This window comes from Pseudonocardia nantongensis, from assembly GCF_046546495.1.
GTDB lineage: Bacteria > Actinomycetota > Actinomycetes > Mycobacteriales > Pseudonocardiaceae > Pseudonocardia > Pseudonocardia nantongensis.
In genome coordinates this window covers 1-13646 of sequence record NZ_JBKGXT010000039.1, presented here as the reverse complement: position 1 = coordinate 13646, position 13646 = coordinate 1, and the positions used below count along the sequence as shown (strand labels likewise).

General features: G+C 72.8%; 12 protein-coding genes. 5 read left to right on the top strand and 7 right to left on the bottom strand.

The genetic code is table 11. The annotated features are described in order from the left end of the window. Positions 1-334: 334 nt before the first annotated feature. Positions 335-817, top strand: coding sequence for a hypothetical protein (locus ACLFMI_RS26535; protein ID WP_410950700.1), 483 nt, complete (start codon positions 335-337; stop codon positions 815-817). 94 nt (positions 818-911) lie between these two features. On the opposite strand, the gene ACLFMI_RS26530 is transcribed toward ACLFMI_RS26535, so the two are convergent. The 4 genes from ACLFMI_RS26530 to ACLFMI_RS26515 all read right to left on the bottom strand — a co-directional run bounded on the left by ACLFMI_RS26530 (position 912) and on the right by ACLFMI_RS26515 (position 3421). After that, positions 912-1832 carry a TauD/TfdA dioxygenase family protein gene (locus ACLFMI_RS26530; RefSeq protein ID WP_410950699.1) on the bottom strand — a complete coding sequence of 307 codons (921 nt, stop codon included), beginning with the start codon at positions 1830-1832 and terminating at the stop codon, positions 912-914. A gap of 70 nt (positions 1833-1902) precedes the next feature. Continuing rightward, positions 1903-2544, bottom strand: a complete 642-nt coding sequence (locus ACLFMI_RS26525; RefSeq protein ID WP_410950698.1) for a hypothetical protein — start codon at positions 2542-2544, stop codon at positions 1903-1905. 403 nt (positions 2545-2947) lie between these two features. After that, the gene (locus tag ACLFMI_RS26520; protein ID WP_410950697.1) at positions 2948-3229 is read right to left on the bottom strand and encodes a calponin homology domain-containing protein; all 282 of its coding nucleotides are present in this window, start codon (positions 3227-3229) and stop codon (positions 2948-2950) included. A 21-nt stretch (positions 3230-3250) separates the two neighbouring features. Further along, positions 3251-3421 carry a hypothetical protein gene (locus ACLFMI_RS26515; RefSeq protein WP_410950696.1) on the bottom strand — a complete coding sequence of 57 codons (171 nt, stop codon included), beginning with the start codon at positions 3419-3421 and terminating at the stop codon, positions 3251-3253. Between the two features lie 93 nt (positions 3422-3514). On the opposite strand from ACLFMI_RS26515, the gene ACLFMI_RS26510 reads away from it, so the two are divergent. Next, entirely contained in the window at positions 3515-4678 is a 1164-nt protein-coding gene (locus ACLFMI_RS26510) for a hypothetical protein (RefSeq protein WP_410950695.1), read from the top strand. Positions 4679-4765: 87 nt separating this feature from the next. Beyond that, the gene (locus ACLFMI_RS26505; RefSeq protein WP_410950694.1) at positions 4766-6751 is read left to right on the top strand and encodes a M13 family metallopeptidase; all 1986 of its coding nucleotides are present in this window, start codon (positions 4766-4768) and stop codon (positions 6749-6751) included. Positions 6752-6810: 59 nt separating this feature from the next. Here ACLFMI_RS26505 and ACLFMI_RS26500 read toward each other — a convergent pair whose 3' ends face one another. The 3 genes from ACLFMI_RS26500 to ACLFMI_RS26490 all read right to left on the bottom strand — a co-directional run bounded on the left by ACLFMI_RS26500 (position 6811) and on the right by ACLFMI_RS26490 (position 11651). Then, positions 6811-8763, bottom strand: a complete 1953-nt coding sequence (locus ACLFMI_RS26500; protein WP_410950693.1) for an acetoacetate--CoA ligase — start codon at positions 8761-8763, stop codon at positions 6811-6813. A 39-nt stretch (positions 8764-8802) separates the two neighbouring features. Beyond that, positions 8803-10188 (bottom strand): amino acid permease, encoded by a 1386-nt coding sequence (locus ACLFMI_RS26495; protein ID WP_410950692.1) that lies wholly within the window; start codon positions 10186-10188, stop codon positions 8803-8805. Positions 10189-10376: 188 nt separating this feature from the next. Then, positions 10377-11651 carry a DUF418 domain-containing protein gene (locus tag ACLFMI_RS26490; RefSeq protein WP_410950691.1) on the bottom strand — a complete coding sequence of 425 codons (1275 nt, stop codon included), beginning with the start codon at positions 11649-11651 and terminating at the stop codon, positions 10377-10379. A 139-nt stretch (positions 11652-11790) separates the two neighbouring features. Between ACLFMI_RS26490 and ACLFMI_RS26485 the strand changes: the two genes are divergently transcribed. Together ACLFMI_RS26485 and ACLFMI_RS26480 are read left to right on the top strand one after the other, a co-directional pair. Beyond that, positions 11791-12555, top strand: coding sequence for a DUF2397 family protein (locus tag ACLFMI_RS26485; RefSeq protein ID WP_410950690.1), 765 nt, complete (start codon positions 11791-11793; stop codon positions 12553-12555). Positions 12556-13307: 752 nt separating this feature from the next. Beyond that, positions 13308-13460, top strand: coding sequence for a hypothetical protein (locus tag ACLFMI_RS26480; RefSeq protein ID WP_410950689.1), 153 nt, complete (start codon positions 13308-13310; stop codon positions 13458-13460). The last annotated feature ends 186 nt before the right edge of the window (positions 13461-13646 follow it).

Genomic DNA, 13646 nt, shown 5'->3' with positions numbered 1-13646 from the left:
GCGGGAGAGCGGCTGGTTGGACGGTTCGGAGGAGGTCGTCGTACTGAACACGGGGTCCGGGCTGATCTACCCGGACACCGTGCGGGCGGAACCTCCGGTGCTCGCGGCCGACGGGCGCATCCCGTGACCGCGGCCGACACGCCCCGGCAACACCGTCCACATCGGCGGGTGAGCAGGTCGGGTGTGCCGCGGCGTCCTCGAGCTCGTCGAGTGTTGCGAAACCGCCGGGCCGACGACCATCTCGCAAGAGTCGACGGCCGGTCCACCCTCGTCGCGTCCGGCTTGCCGCCGCCCCGTGACATGCTCGTGCCCGTCGATCCGGCACCCTGTAGCCGTGCCCCGTCTCCGCGCCGCCGCCGAGCAACCGCCCGCGCCGATGTCCCGGTACTGGAAGGCCTACGTCGCCGACTGCTCGACCTCGGTGGCCCGGTTCCACCGGATCACCTCGGTGATCAGCGCGGGTCAGGTCCGCAGCTGGCTGAGCGAGATCGGCAAGCGTCTCGACGACGAGCTGGACGCGGTCCGCAGGCTGGCGACGGTCGGTGACTCGATCGAGCCGGCCCGGTTCCGGATCACGCAGGCCCCGGCGAAGCGGATCGCGGGGCGGCTGGACGCGGCGAAGGCGGCGTTCTCCGACGCCGTCGACCGGGCCGCGGAGATCGCCGAGCAGGCGGTGCTGGACCCGACGCACAACGACGTCCGGGCACACCTGGAGGTGCTCGGCCGGCAGGCGACGCAGCTGGCGATCGCGGCACCGCTCGAGGACGAGCCGGAGCCGGCTTCCCGGCGCCGCCGGTGGCGGCGCAACGCCTCCTGACTCCGGCGGCCCCGGACGTCCGGCCGACACACGACGGCGGGGCGGCACCACGTGGTGCCGCCCCGCCGGGGTCGTCGGGTCGTCGGTCGTCGGGTCAGAAGGGCCGGTCACCCGCGATCGCGACGCGCTCGGCGACCCGCGGGTGCGGGTGGTAGTCGCCGACGGCGTAGTGCTGGGTGGCCCGGTTGTCCCAGAACGCGACCGTTCCCTCGGCCCAGCGGTACCGCACCTGGTACTCGGGCACGTGGGCCTGGGCGAACAGGTGCCGCAGCAGCGCGGCGGACTCGTCGGGCTCCATCCCGACGATGTGGGTGGTGAAGGACCCGTTCACGTACAGCGTGCGGCGTCCGGTCTCCGGGTGGGTCCGGACGACCGGGTGGGCCACCGGCGGGAACCGGTCCTGCAGCCGGGCGAGCTTCTCCGGGTCAAGGAACCGGGCGAAGCCGGGGACCATGTCGTGCACGGCAACGGCGTCGTCGATCCGGTCCCGGATGTCGGCGGCGAGGTTGTCGTAGGCGGCGGCCATGTCGGCCCACATCGTGTCCCCGCCGAACGGCGGCGCGGAGACCATCCGCAGCACCGCGCCCATCGCCGGCTCGGTGCGGAACGTGGTGTCGGCGTGCCAGATGTTCTCGAACGTCTTCTGCCCGGCACCGAACCGGACGACGTCGGCGGACGCGCCCTGCTCCAGCATCGGGTTGGTCTCCAGCTCGCCCCAGAGCAGTCCGAAGTCACGCTGCTGGGCACTGGTCAGGTCCTGATCGGGGAAGAAGAGGACCTTCCACTCCAGCAGGGCGCGTCGCAGCTCCGTGGTCAGCGCGGGGTCCGGGGTCTCACGCAGGTCGACACCGGTGATCTCGGCACCGAGCGTGGCGCCGAGCGGGGTGACGGTGAAGGCCTCGTACGGTCGGTCCGGCCCGTCGCCCGGCAGGCGGCGCAGGCGGCGCTCGCCTTCCAGCAGGTCGATGGCGGGAGTGGTCCGGTGCCGGGGTCCGGCGTCGAGGTTGATCGTCACATCGGCCGATTCTGCGCTCGTCGAGGTGGGTCGTTCAAGGTGTGAGCGTCCCGGGATCGGGCCGCGCCGGTCAGCCCAGCCGCGCGCCGGACGTCAGCCACTCGTAGGCGGCGAGCTTGCCCGGCGTGACGTCGGTGTTCACGATCTCCCGCACATCGTCGTCCGGGAGCGGGTAGCGGACGCCGTCCCTCGCGGAGGCCCAGGTGGCGGCGAACAGTCCGGCCGTGCCGGCGGACCCGGTCAGCGCCGGGAGCACCCGCCGGTACTCGGAGCGGACGAGCAGGTCCAGCGCGGTCGCCGACACCGCGATGTCGAAGTCGACGTCCCCGGCATCGGCACCGTCGGCGAGGTCGAGGCTCCGGCGCTCGGCGATGATCCCGAGCAGCACGGGGTGCAGCCGGGGGTGGTCGCCGAGGACCCGGTCCGGATCGACCGGCCACTCCCCCGGCTCGCCCTCGGTGAATGCCCGCGCGCAGAACTCGCGGTAGAACGCGTTCAGCGCGAGCAGCCGCAGCACCAGCTCGCCGCGTTCGTACTCGGTGCGCGCCGCCGTCAGCCCGGCCGAGGTGAGCACACCCCACGCCCAGGCGGCCCACGCCTGCTCGGAGCCGCCGAACCACACGTCGAACACCTCGATCGCGATCTCGTGCAAGTCCCCCAGAACGTCCGCGGGGTCCGGCGGCTCGAACAGCTCGTCCCACATGTCGGTCACGGGTGGGTTCTACCCGGGAACGCGCCGGCGCCTCCGCCCGGGACCTCATGCCACCCTCGCGTAGTCGGATTGTCGTCGTGGTCGTTGCTGGGGGTCGATCCAGTGGCCAGCGAGGTCTCACCCCACAGTTCCCACGACACGATGCGGTGGACCCCGCACCAGGACGGGGACCGGTCGCAGCCCGGATGCGCGCACCCACGATCCCGGGCGGTGACCGCCCGCCGGATCCCCTCCGGAACGGTGCCGGTGGCCCGTCCGATGTCGAGGGGTCGGCCGGCGCCGTTCAGCACGATCGGCACGACCGCCGCGTCACAGGCCAGCATCCACAGGCTCTGCGAGGTGCACCGCCCACCGAAGTCCAGCACCGCGGCCCGCGCCCGGCGCTGCAGATCCTCCAGCCCGATCAGGCCCGAGATGACCGGACGCCGCCCGCCGGTCTCGGGCAGCCCACCGTGCTCCAGGGCGGTCGCGCAGCGTCCCCCCGGAACCGGTCCCGGTGCGGGGTGACCTTCAGGGTGTTGCGCTGCGGCGGCGCAGCGTCATCGGGGGCCGGGCCGTCCGCGTCCAGGGCGTCGATCAGCCGGGTCACCCAGGCGTGCAGCTCGGCCGGGTTGAACACGCACGCGTGCTCGGCGATCTCGACCTCCACCGGCGAGCCGCTCCGCATCGACCCGTCGCGCAGCATGCGAGCCGAGCACGGTGGCGATCACGTGCACGTGCCCCAACCCGATCGGCCCTCGGCGAAGGCACCGTCGCGGTCCAAGGACGCGACCGTGGACACCGTGACCCGGTCCAGCCGGCGCACCGCACCCTCGCACAGGGTCAGCACCGACAGCCGCTCCTCGGCGGTCGCGCCGGGACCGGCGGCCCCGTCCAACGCAGCGACCGCCTCGACGAGCAGGCGGTGCGCGGCGGCCAGCCGGTCGGTGGACGGACGTAGCCGGCGGCGCCTCGAACCGTTGAACGGGGTGTGACGAGTTTCGAGGAGCAGCCGACTGCCGTCGTACTTCCGCTGGGCACCACCGCGACCACGAATCCGTGGGAGCTGCTGGCCCGAGGTGAGGGCGCAGTCCTGTCGTCGGTGCCCAGCCCAGGCACCGGGACGTCCTGGCGCAAGGCGGTACGCGGGTCGAGCGCGCTCGGCGAGGGCCTCGGCACGGCTGCGTCCGGTACGTCGCAGGCCGTCACCGCGACCGGTCAACGCTTCCTCCTGCAGATGCCGAGCGGCACCACCGATCCCCTGATGAAGGCCGTCGGCGGCGGGTTCCGCGGCGCGACGCAGAACGCCGCCGGCAAGTTCAGTGGCAATGTGACGCTCACACCGATCAACCCGGCGACGCTGGCCCGGTCGATCGGACCGGTGGGTATCGGTCTGCTCGCGCTCACCGTCGCCTCCGAGATGCTCGGCGGGGACGAGCAGGCACGGACCCTCGATGAGATCAAGAAGGGTGTCGACCAGCTCACCGCACGCCTCGAGTTCGACGACGACGCCCGGCTCCGCACCGCGGAACAGACGATCGAGACGGCACACGCCGCTCTGCTCGACGGCGCCTCGATCCCGGAGAGCGTCGGGCTCGGGGCGGCGATGGCCGACCTTCAGACGCTCCGCAACCGGTCGGTCGCGTTGCTCGACGGTTGGGAGCGGGTCGCCATGCAGCTTCCGCCGCAGCCCGACGGCGGCGACCTCCGCGAACGGCTCGGTACGGTCGGGCGGCTGGGCTGGGACGCCTTCGGGACCGCGGTGCACACCGCCTACCGCGCCATCGCCCTGGACAGCCGCCGGATCGTGCTGACCGCCGCGGAGGCGCAGCTCCGCAATCCGGGCGAGCCGCTCACCGCGTTCACCGCCGCCGTCGAGGCCGACCTCGACGCCCGTGCCCAGGAGGTCCGCCGGATGCGCGCGCTGTTCATCCGGCTCGCCGGCACCCCGCTGGAACTGAGGTCGTGGTCCGGCAGGATCGTGCCGAACTTCGTCAGCGGTGCGGCCCTCGAGAACTCGCGGACGCAGGCGCTGTTCGCGCACCTCTCGGCCGCGCTGGCTCCACAGGCGTCGCTCCCGGCGACCGCCGACGTCGACACCGTCACCGTCGACTCCCGCCCGGACGGGTCGATGCAGGTGATCCGCCCGACCTGACCGTCCGGCCCGAACCTCCGGAACGCGGGACGGGGCGGACCGCCGGTCGTCTCGAAACCGTCGGTCCCGGAAGGCAGGATGGGGCCCATGACGACCACCGAGCGCGCCCCGACCGCGCGGCACTCCGGCCTGGACCTGACCTGGCTCGACCCGGACGTCCGCCCGCAGGACGACCTGTTCGCCCACGTCAACGGCCGGTGGCTGGCGACCCACGAGATCCCCGAGGACCGCTCGCAGGACGGCGCGTTCCGGGTGCTGCGGGACCGCGCCGAGGAGCAGGTGCACGCGATCGTCTCCGAGTGCGCGGCGGGCTCGCCCGAGCCCGGCAGCGAGGCGCGCAAGGTCGGCGACCTCTACACCTCGTTCATGGACACCGAGCGCGCCGAGCAGCTCGGCGTCACGCCGCTGCGGCCGCTGCTCGACGAGATCTACGCCGCCGGGGACCGGGCCGCGCTGGCCGGCGTCCTGGGCAGGCGGCAGCGCGAGGGCCGGGCGGCGCTGTTCGGCGAGTTCATCGCCACCGACGCCAAGGACTCGACCCGCTACCTGGTGAACCTCAACCAGTCCGGGCTCGGACTGCCGGACGAGGCGTACTACCGCGACGAGGACTCCGCGGAGATCCGCGCCGCGTACGTCGAGCACCTGCAGCGGCTCGCCGAGCTGATCGGGCTGGCCGAGCCGGCCCGGGTCGCCGAGCAGGTCATGGAGCTCGAGACCGCGCTCGCCGCCGAGTCCTGGGACCGGGTCACCAACCGGGACGCCGAGAAGACCTACACCCTGCTGACCCGCGACGAGCTGCGGGCGAGCGGCCCCGGGTTCGACTGGGTCGAGTGGGAGGCGGCGCTGGCGGTCCCGGCACACGCCTACGACGAGGTGGTCGTCCGGCAGCCGAGCTTCGTCGCCGCGGCCGCCGCGCTGTGGGCCGAGCGGCCGATCGAGCAGTGGCAGGCCTGGCTCGCGCTGCACGTCGCGGCCTCGTGTGCCGAGTACCTGTCGTCGGACCTGGTCGAGGAGGACTTCGACTTCTACGGACGCACCCTGTCCGGCACCCCCGCGCTGCGCGAGCGCTGGAAGCGCGGGGTGTCGCTGGTCGAGGGCGCGATGGGCGAGGCCGTCGGCAAGCTCTACGTCGAGCGGCACTTCCCGCCCCGGGCCAAGGACCGGATGGTCGAGCTCGTCGGCAACCTGGTCGAGGCCTACCGGCAGTCGATCTCCACGCTGGACTGGATGAGTCCGGCGACCCGCGAGCGCGCGCTGGACAAGCTCGGGAAGTTCACCCCGAAGATCGGCTACCCGGAGAAGTGGAAGGACTACTCCGACCTGCAGATCGACCCCGCCGACCTGCTCGGGAACGCCGGGCGCGCGGCGGAGTGGCGGCACGACTTCGAGTACGCCAAACTCGGCGGCCCGGTCGACCGCGACGAGTGGCTGATGACCCCGCAGACGGTCAACGCCTACTACCACCCCCGGATGAACGAGATCGTGTTCCCGGCCGCGATCCTGCAGCCGCCGTTCTTCGACGCCGACGCCGACGACGCCGCCAACTACGGCGGGATCGGCGCGGTGATCGGCCACGAGATCGGGCACGGGTTCGACGACCAGGGCTCGCGCTACGACGGCGACGGCAACCTCACCGACTGGTGGGAGACCGCCGACCGCACCGAGTTCGACTCCCGCGCGCAGATGCTGATCGACCAGTACAGCGCGCTGTCCCCGGCCGGGCTGCCCGAGCACAAGGTCAATGGGGCGCTCACGGTCGGCGAGAACATCGGTGACCTCGGCGGGCTGACGATCGCGCTCAAGGCATACGCGATCGCTTACTCCGACGCCGAGCCGCCGGTGCTGGACGGGCTGACCGGCGAGCAGCGGGTGCTGTTCGGCTGGGCCCAGGTGTGGCGGGCGGTGACCCGCGATGCCGAGGCCGTCCGCCGACTGGCCACCGACCCGCACTCGCCGCCGGACCTGCGGTGCAACGCGGTCGTGACCAACCTGGACACCTTCCACGAGGCGTTCGGGGTCGCCGAGTCCGACGCCCTGTTCACCGAGCCGGGCAAGCGCGTCCGGATCTGGTGAGCACCGCCCGGTGCCGGGTTCGCCCGCCCGGCACCGGGCAGGCCCGCCCGACCCGACGGTTACGGCGTCCGGCGGGCGGCGACGAGGAAGGCCGGCACCGCGTCCGCGCCGGACACCGCGTCCGGGCTGATCACCTCGGCGACCGGGCGGCCGCGCAGCACCTGCTTGATCGGGCGTTCGAGCTTCTTCCCGGTCAGCGTGCGCGGCACGGCCGGGACCGCGGCGATCAGGTCCGGGACGTGACGCGGAGACAGTTCGCGGCGCAGCGCCGCGACGATCCGGGCCCGCAGGTCGTCGTCGAGTTCGGCACCGTCGGCGAGCTCGACGAACAGCATCAGCTCGCCCGACCCGCCGTCGTCGTCCTCCAGGTGTACGACCAGCGAGTCGGTGACCTCGGACAGGTCCTCGACGACGGCGTAGAACTCGGCGGTGCCCAGCCGCACCCCGCCGCGGTTCAGCGTGGCGTCCGACCGGCCGGTGATCACGCAGCTGCCGCGGTCGGTGAACCGGACCCAGTCGCCGTGCCGCCAGACGCCGGGGAAGTGCTCGAAGTAGGCCTCCCGGTAGCGGGCGCCGCCGGGGTCGTTCCAGAAGCCGACCGGCATCGACGGCAGCGGGGCGCGCACCACCAGCTCCCCCAGCTGCCCGACGACCGGGTTCCCCTCCTCGTCGAAGGCGGCGACGTCGTGCCCGACCATCGGACCGGACATCTCGCCGCGGTACACCGGCTGCCACGGTCCCCCGCCGACGAAGCCGCTGCACACGTCGGTACCGCCACTGATCGGGTTGAGCAGCACGTCCGGGCCGAACCGGTCGTACACCCAGTCGAAGGCGTCGCCGGGCAGTGGGGCGCCGGTGGTCCCGATCTGGCGCAGCTCCGGCCAGCGCGGCGGCTCGATCCCGGCCTTGCGGCACGCCGCGATGTAGCCGGGGCTGACGCCCATCAGCGTCGCGCCGACCTCCGCGCCGAGCGCCCACTGGGCGTCGAGGTCGGGCCAGAGCGGGTTGCCGTCGAGCAGCACCAGTGCGGAACGGTGTAGCAGCGCCGAGATCGTGATGTTCCACATCGCCCAGGCGGTGGTGGTGAACCACAGCACCCGGTCGCCGGGGCGGCTGTCCAGGTGCAGGCCGTGCAGCCGCAGGTGCTCCAGCAGGATCCCGCCGTGGCCGTGCACGATCGCCTTCGGCAGGCCGGTCGTCCCGGACGAGAACAGCACGTAGAGCGGGTGGTCGAACGGCACCGGGTCGAACTCGACCGGGCCCGGCTCGGCGAGCAGCTCGTCCCAGGTCAGGGCGTCCGGGACCGGGTGCGGCCCGTAGTCCAGCCCGACGACGTGGCGCAGCGTGGGCAGCCCGGCCCGGATCGCCGCCAGCTCGTCGCGCTGGTCGATCTCCCGGTCGCCGTAGCGGTAGGACGCCACCGCGACCAGCACGGTCGGCTCGACCTGGGCGAGCCGGTCGACGACGCTGCGGGCGCCGAACTCCGGCGCGCACGCCGCCCACACCGCGCCGAGGCTCGCCGCGGCCAGGAAGGCGACGATCGTCTCCGGCACGTGCGGCAGGTACCCGACGACACGGTCCCCCGGCCCGACACCCAGCCGGCGCAGCCCGGCCCGGGCCCGCCCGACCTGCTCGCGCAGCTCCCCGAACGTCAGCTCCATGGGCTCGCGGGTCTGCGAGCGGGCGACGATCGCCGTCCGGCCTGCGTCCGCCGGGTCGTCGCCGAGCATGTGCTCGGCGTAGTTCAACCGGGCACCGGGGAACCACCGCGTGCCGGGCATCGCGGCCGAGTCCCGGACGTACTCGTAGCCGCCGGCGGTGCCGCGGTGGTCCCAGATCGACGCCCAGAACTCCTCCGGCTCGGCGACCGACCAGCGCCACAGGGCGTCGTAGTCGTCGAACCACAGGTCGCGGGTTCGTGCGAGATGGTCGAGGTAGCCCTCGATGCCGCTGCCCTCGATCGGGCCGGGTGCTCGCAGCATCCGGCCGGTCCCCGCGCCGGGATCGGTCATGGTCGCGATGATGCCCGCCACCGACCGGTCCCGGAAGGTCTACCGGGTCCGGCGCCGCCGCACCACCAGGTAGCTCACGACGAGCAGCACCAGGAACGGCACCCCCGCCTTCCAGGCCGTCGCGAACTGCTCGGTGAACGGCGTCGTCGCCAGCACGGCCGCGACGAACAGCATCGCCGCGACGGTGGTCCACGGGGCACCCGGCAGCCGTACCGGGGACGGTTCACCCGCGGTGCGGCTGCGGAACACCAGATGGCTGGCGAAGATCAGCAACCAGGTGACGAGTGCACCGAACAGCGCCAACCCGATCAGCAGCGGGAACGCGGTGGCCTCGGCGAACACCGACACCAGCGACGCGAGCGCGAGCCCGGCAGCGGAGAGCGCGAGGGCCCGTTGCGGAGCGCCGTTGCGGCTGGTGCGGGCGAGCGCACGCGGGGCGTAGCCGTCGCGGGCCAGCGAGTACGTCATGCGTGCGGTGACGTAGAGGTTGGTGTTCATCGCCGAGAGCGCCGCGGTGAGCACCACGAAGTTCATGACGGCGGCCGCGGCCGGCACCCCGGCCTGCGCGAACAGCCCGACGAACGGCGACTCGGTGACCTCCTCCCCGGTGCTCACCGTGTTCCACGGGACGAGCGTGACCACCACGAGCATCGCGCCGATGTAGAACACGGCCAGCCGGATCACGGTGCGGCGTGCGGCGCGCGGGATGTCGCGGCCCGGGTCGCGGGATTCGGCGGCGGTGACCGCGACGGCCTCGGTGCCCAGGAACGAGAAGGTCACGATGGTGAGGGCGAGCCAGACCGCGCCGAGCCCGTTCGGGGCGAAGCCGCCGTGCTCGGTGAGCGCGCCGACGCCGGCCGGCTCCTGCCCGGGAAGGCCGAACACGATCGCCGTCACACCGACGGCGATGAACGCGACGATCGTGACGACCTTGATCATCGCGAACCAGTACTCGGTCTCGCCGAAAAGCCGTACCGCGCCCGCGTTGAGTGCCAGCATGACCACCGAGAACCCGACGACCGGGATCCACAGTGGCAGGTCCGGGTACCAGAACTTCAGGTAGAGCCCGGCGGCGACGACCTCGCTGCCGATGTTGACCACCTGCGCGGCCCAGTAGATCCAGCGCTGGACGAAGCCGGCGCCGTCACCGAGGTAGCGCTGCGTGATCGGGCCGAACCCGCCCGCCTCCGGGTGCCGGACGACCATCTCGGCGAGCGCGTAGGCCAGCGCCAGCGCGACGACAGCGGCGACCGCGTACGCGACGATCACCGCGGGCCCGGCGACCGAGATCGCGAGCCCGGAGCCGAGGAACAGCCCGGTCCCGATCGCGCCGCCCACGGCGATCATGCCGATCTGCCTGCCGGTCAGGTCCCGGCGCAGACCCTGGCCCTGCTGCTGCGACGACGCCGTGTTCGCGCGTTCCACCCTGCTCCCCGTGCGGTACCGCTCCCCCGGCCCGGCTCGCGGGCGGGGCGCGCCGGCGCCGGTTCCACGGCCGGATCGGTCGCCGATGATCACCCGCCCGGGCGCAACGGCCGGGATCCTCGCACGAGGACTCCCGGGGCCCTGCGGACCGGGGAGGTCCCGTCGTCATCGGGGGCAGGGCAGGGCCGTCAGCCTGCAGGAGCCCGCCCGGGCTCCTCCCGGGGCACGGCCGGCCGCCGTTCGCGGTAGCTCAGCCTCCGGAGCAGGGTCTCCGCAGGCCCCGGCTTCCCGCGTCGCTCCAGCCAGACGGCGAACGCCACGGTCACCAGCCACACCCCGATGGCGTACACCGCCATCGTCGCGCTTCCCAGTACCGCTCCCAGCCCGAGCCCCCAGGCCGCGAGCAGCGGCGCGCACAGCACCGACTGGGCGAGATAGCAGCTCAGCGACCGCTTCCCGACCGCGGACACGGCCGATCCGACCGGGCCGAGCGGCCGGCCGGCGAGCCGGTCGCCGATCAGGCCGAACAGCGCGACATAACCGAGGCCGCAGGCCAGCCCGGTGATCAGCTGCAGCCCCGAGAACGCCCACATCACCTGCTCCATGCCACCGAGCACGCCGATGTGTGCCAGCGCATGCGGCAGGCCACCCACCCAACCGATCGCCATGCCGCCGACCGCCGTGATCCACAGCAGCCGCCGGTACTGCCACGGCTCCTCCAGGATCCGGCGGCGCGCCGCCCAGAACCCGAGCAGGATCGCCACCGGAATGGCCATCCCGAGCAGACCCTGCCCGAACACGAGGAACGGCCACATCATGAGCCGGGCGAGCGCCGCGCTCAGCACACCCTCCGCGGAGGCGCTGGCGGTCATCCAGTCCGGCATCCCCCCGCCGGCCTGCGCCGCGGTGCCGGTGGCGAGCGTGGCCCAGGCACCGAACATCGTGAACGCCGCCAGCAGCGCCAGCAGTCCCGAGCCGATCGCGGCCCAGACCAGCAGGGTGCGGTCTGCCCGACGGCGGAACAGCCACACCAGCACCAGGCCGGCCATACCGTAGGCACCGAGCACGTCGCCGCCCCAGAGCAGCAGCGCGTGCACCGCCCCGAAAACCAGCAGCCAGAGGTTGCGGCGCTGCAGCAGCCGGAACGCCTCGGGTTCGGGCACCCCGGCCGCCCCCTGCCGCCGGTAGATCACCATCAGGCCGTAGCCGAACAGGAACGCGAACATCGGGTAGACCCGCATGTCCACGCCCGTGATCAGGACCGCCTGCACGACCCGGTCGGTGACCGAGCCGTCCAGCGGGTGGAACCCGGCCTGCGAGTGCGCGCGCCCGTAGAGATAGAACGGCGTGTTCGCGAGCACGATCAACAGCAGCATCCACCCGCGCGCCAGGTCCGGCGCCGGAGCCCGGCCGGTGAGTCCCAGCGGCCCCTGCAGCCGCGGACGTCCGTCCTCGGTCGTCATGGTTTCCCCCCGATCGTCCGATTCCCCCGGTCCAGGACAGCGGGTACCCGGCGGAGGGTCAAGGCGGTATCGACGAAAGTCGCCCGACCGTCGCCCTCGTACCGGCGAACAGTTCGCCGCCTGGCTCGACACCCACGATGTGCCGGGTGCCCCGAACGACGGCGGCCTGCTCATGGACCGGAAGTACGGTTACGGGGACGGGGCGCTCGACCGGTGGCGGGTCGCCGACGTCGACGAGTTCCTGTTCGACTGGTGCCCGCGCAAGCTCTCGGCCACCGGGTCCTCCGAACCGGATCCGGCGAAGGTGCACCTGTCGCTGCGCGCCCTGGTCGACCGGTTCACCGATCTCGCGGGCAACGCGCAGGCCTTCATGGGATCGCTGCAACGCTCGATCGACCTGCAGGACGTCGACGTCGAGGCCTTCGCCGCCTACAAGGACCAGCTGATCGACTACCTGCAGCGGTTCGTCACGGACCTGGTCGCCACCGGCGCCGAGATCGCCGGGCTGGTCGAGGAGATCGAGAGCCACGACGTCGGGCGGCTGCTCGACCTCGCCGCCCGCCGCGAGGCGGTCGACGCGGCCCCGGGCGGTCCGGCCGGACCGGACGCGCAGGATCCCCGGGAGGCCGAGTTCGCCCGGCACGCCGCGGCGTGGCGGGAACGGTGGGCGGGGTTCCGCGGCTGGTTCGCCCACGAGAGGCGGGTGATGTCTTTTGATCATGCTGGGGCGACCCTCGTGTACCTCTCGCCGGCATCCGTTGATCATCCCGTGGTCCCCTCGACGGCGGCGCCCCTCTGCCGGAGCTCGTCGGAGAACCGCGTGCGCAGTTCCGTCATCCACTCGGGGCCGATGAGCTGCGGGTCCACACCCGGACGCTCGCGGGCGAAGGTCTCATCGGCGTAGACACGGAAGCAGCCCTGGATGCCGCGGATCAGCCCGTCGACCAGGCATGCACCCGGCCCCTCTGGATCGAGGACCGTGGTGGCGAGCCGGTGGCGGTGCTGGCCATCGGCTCCGACGTCCGCGAGATCGGCCGGCTCGTGGCCGTCCGGGCAGACGACGAAGTAGCCGCGTCCGGCCAGCACCGCTTCCTGGAGCAGGTGCCGGACCAGCTCGACGTCCGGCTGTCCCGGTGCGGCGTCCAGCACGTTCCGGGCGACCTGCAGGTCCTCGTGCTCTATCGCCTCCGCGAGCGCGACGACGTCGGCGACCGAGTGGCCGACCAGCTTCGACACGAGTCCGGCCGCGGTCCGCAGCCAGCCCAGCGCGGCCACTGCGGCCGCGTTCGGCTCGATCGAGGTCAGCAGCCCCCACGGGCCGAGCGGGTCGGCATGGAGCACGGAGTGCGCGGTGACGAGGTGGGTGTCCGAGACGTCCGGCCGGACGTGGGCCACGGCCTGCTGGGCCCGTCCGTCGAGGTCACCGCGGTCGGCCTCCAGGACCGCGTCGATCTCGACCCGGAGCTCTCGGATGACGGCGTCCTTGAAGGCCCGCCCCGGTGCGAGCGACACGATCCGGCCCAGCTGGTGCGCGGTCTCGACACGGTCGTCGTCCTCCCTGCTCGTCAGCCTGCCTCCGACCGGCTGGTTCGGGTAGCGGACGGCTTCGACGAGCCGGAACGGCCGGATCTCCTCCACCACCAGCTCGGAGTAGTCGTGCCAGAGGAGCGCGGAGAACCGGGTGAGGACGCCCGCGGCCCGCCGGGCGTGGTCGGGGTTCCAGTTCCGCGGGACCCGGGCGATCTTCTGGGCGACGGCGCCGTCGCCCAGAAGGCGACGATCGTCGACGCGGTGGGGTCGTGGGCGTAGACCGTCATCTCAGTCCCACCAGAAGCGCCACGCCGGGACGCCGCGGATCATGCGGGCGTTGTCTCGTCCCGGGTTTGATGGAGATCATCAAGCCAGGAGGATGATCGACCGATGGTCGCCCCGAGGAAGTACCCCGATGAGCTGCGGGAACGAGCGATCCGGCTCGTGTTGGACGCCAAGGCTGAC

Excerpts from the sequence above, each read along its gene's own strand:
- ACLFMI_RS26520 (WP_410950697.1), bottom strand. The coding sequence starts at position 3,229 with ATGCTGCGCGACGGGTCGATGCGGAGCGGCTCGCCGGTGGAGGTCGAG.
- ACLFMI_RS26505 (WP_410950694.1), top strand. The coding sequence starts at position 4,766 with ATGACGACCACCGAGCGCGCCCCGACCGCGCGGCACTCCGGCCTGGAC.
- ACLFMI_RS26500 (WP_410950693.1), bottom strand. The coding sequence starts at position 8,763 with ATGACCGATCCCGGCGCGGGGACCGGCCGGATGCTGCGAGCACCCGGC.
- ACLFMI_RS26490 (WP_410950691.1), bottom strand. The coding sequence starts at position 11,651 with ATGACGACCGAGGACGGACGTCCGCGGCTGCAGGGGCCGCTGGGACTC.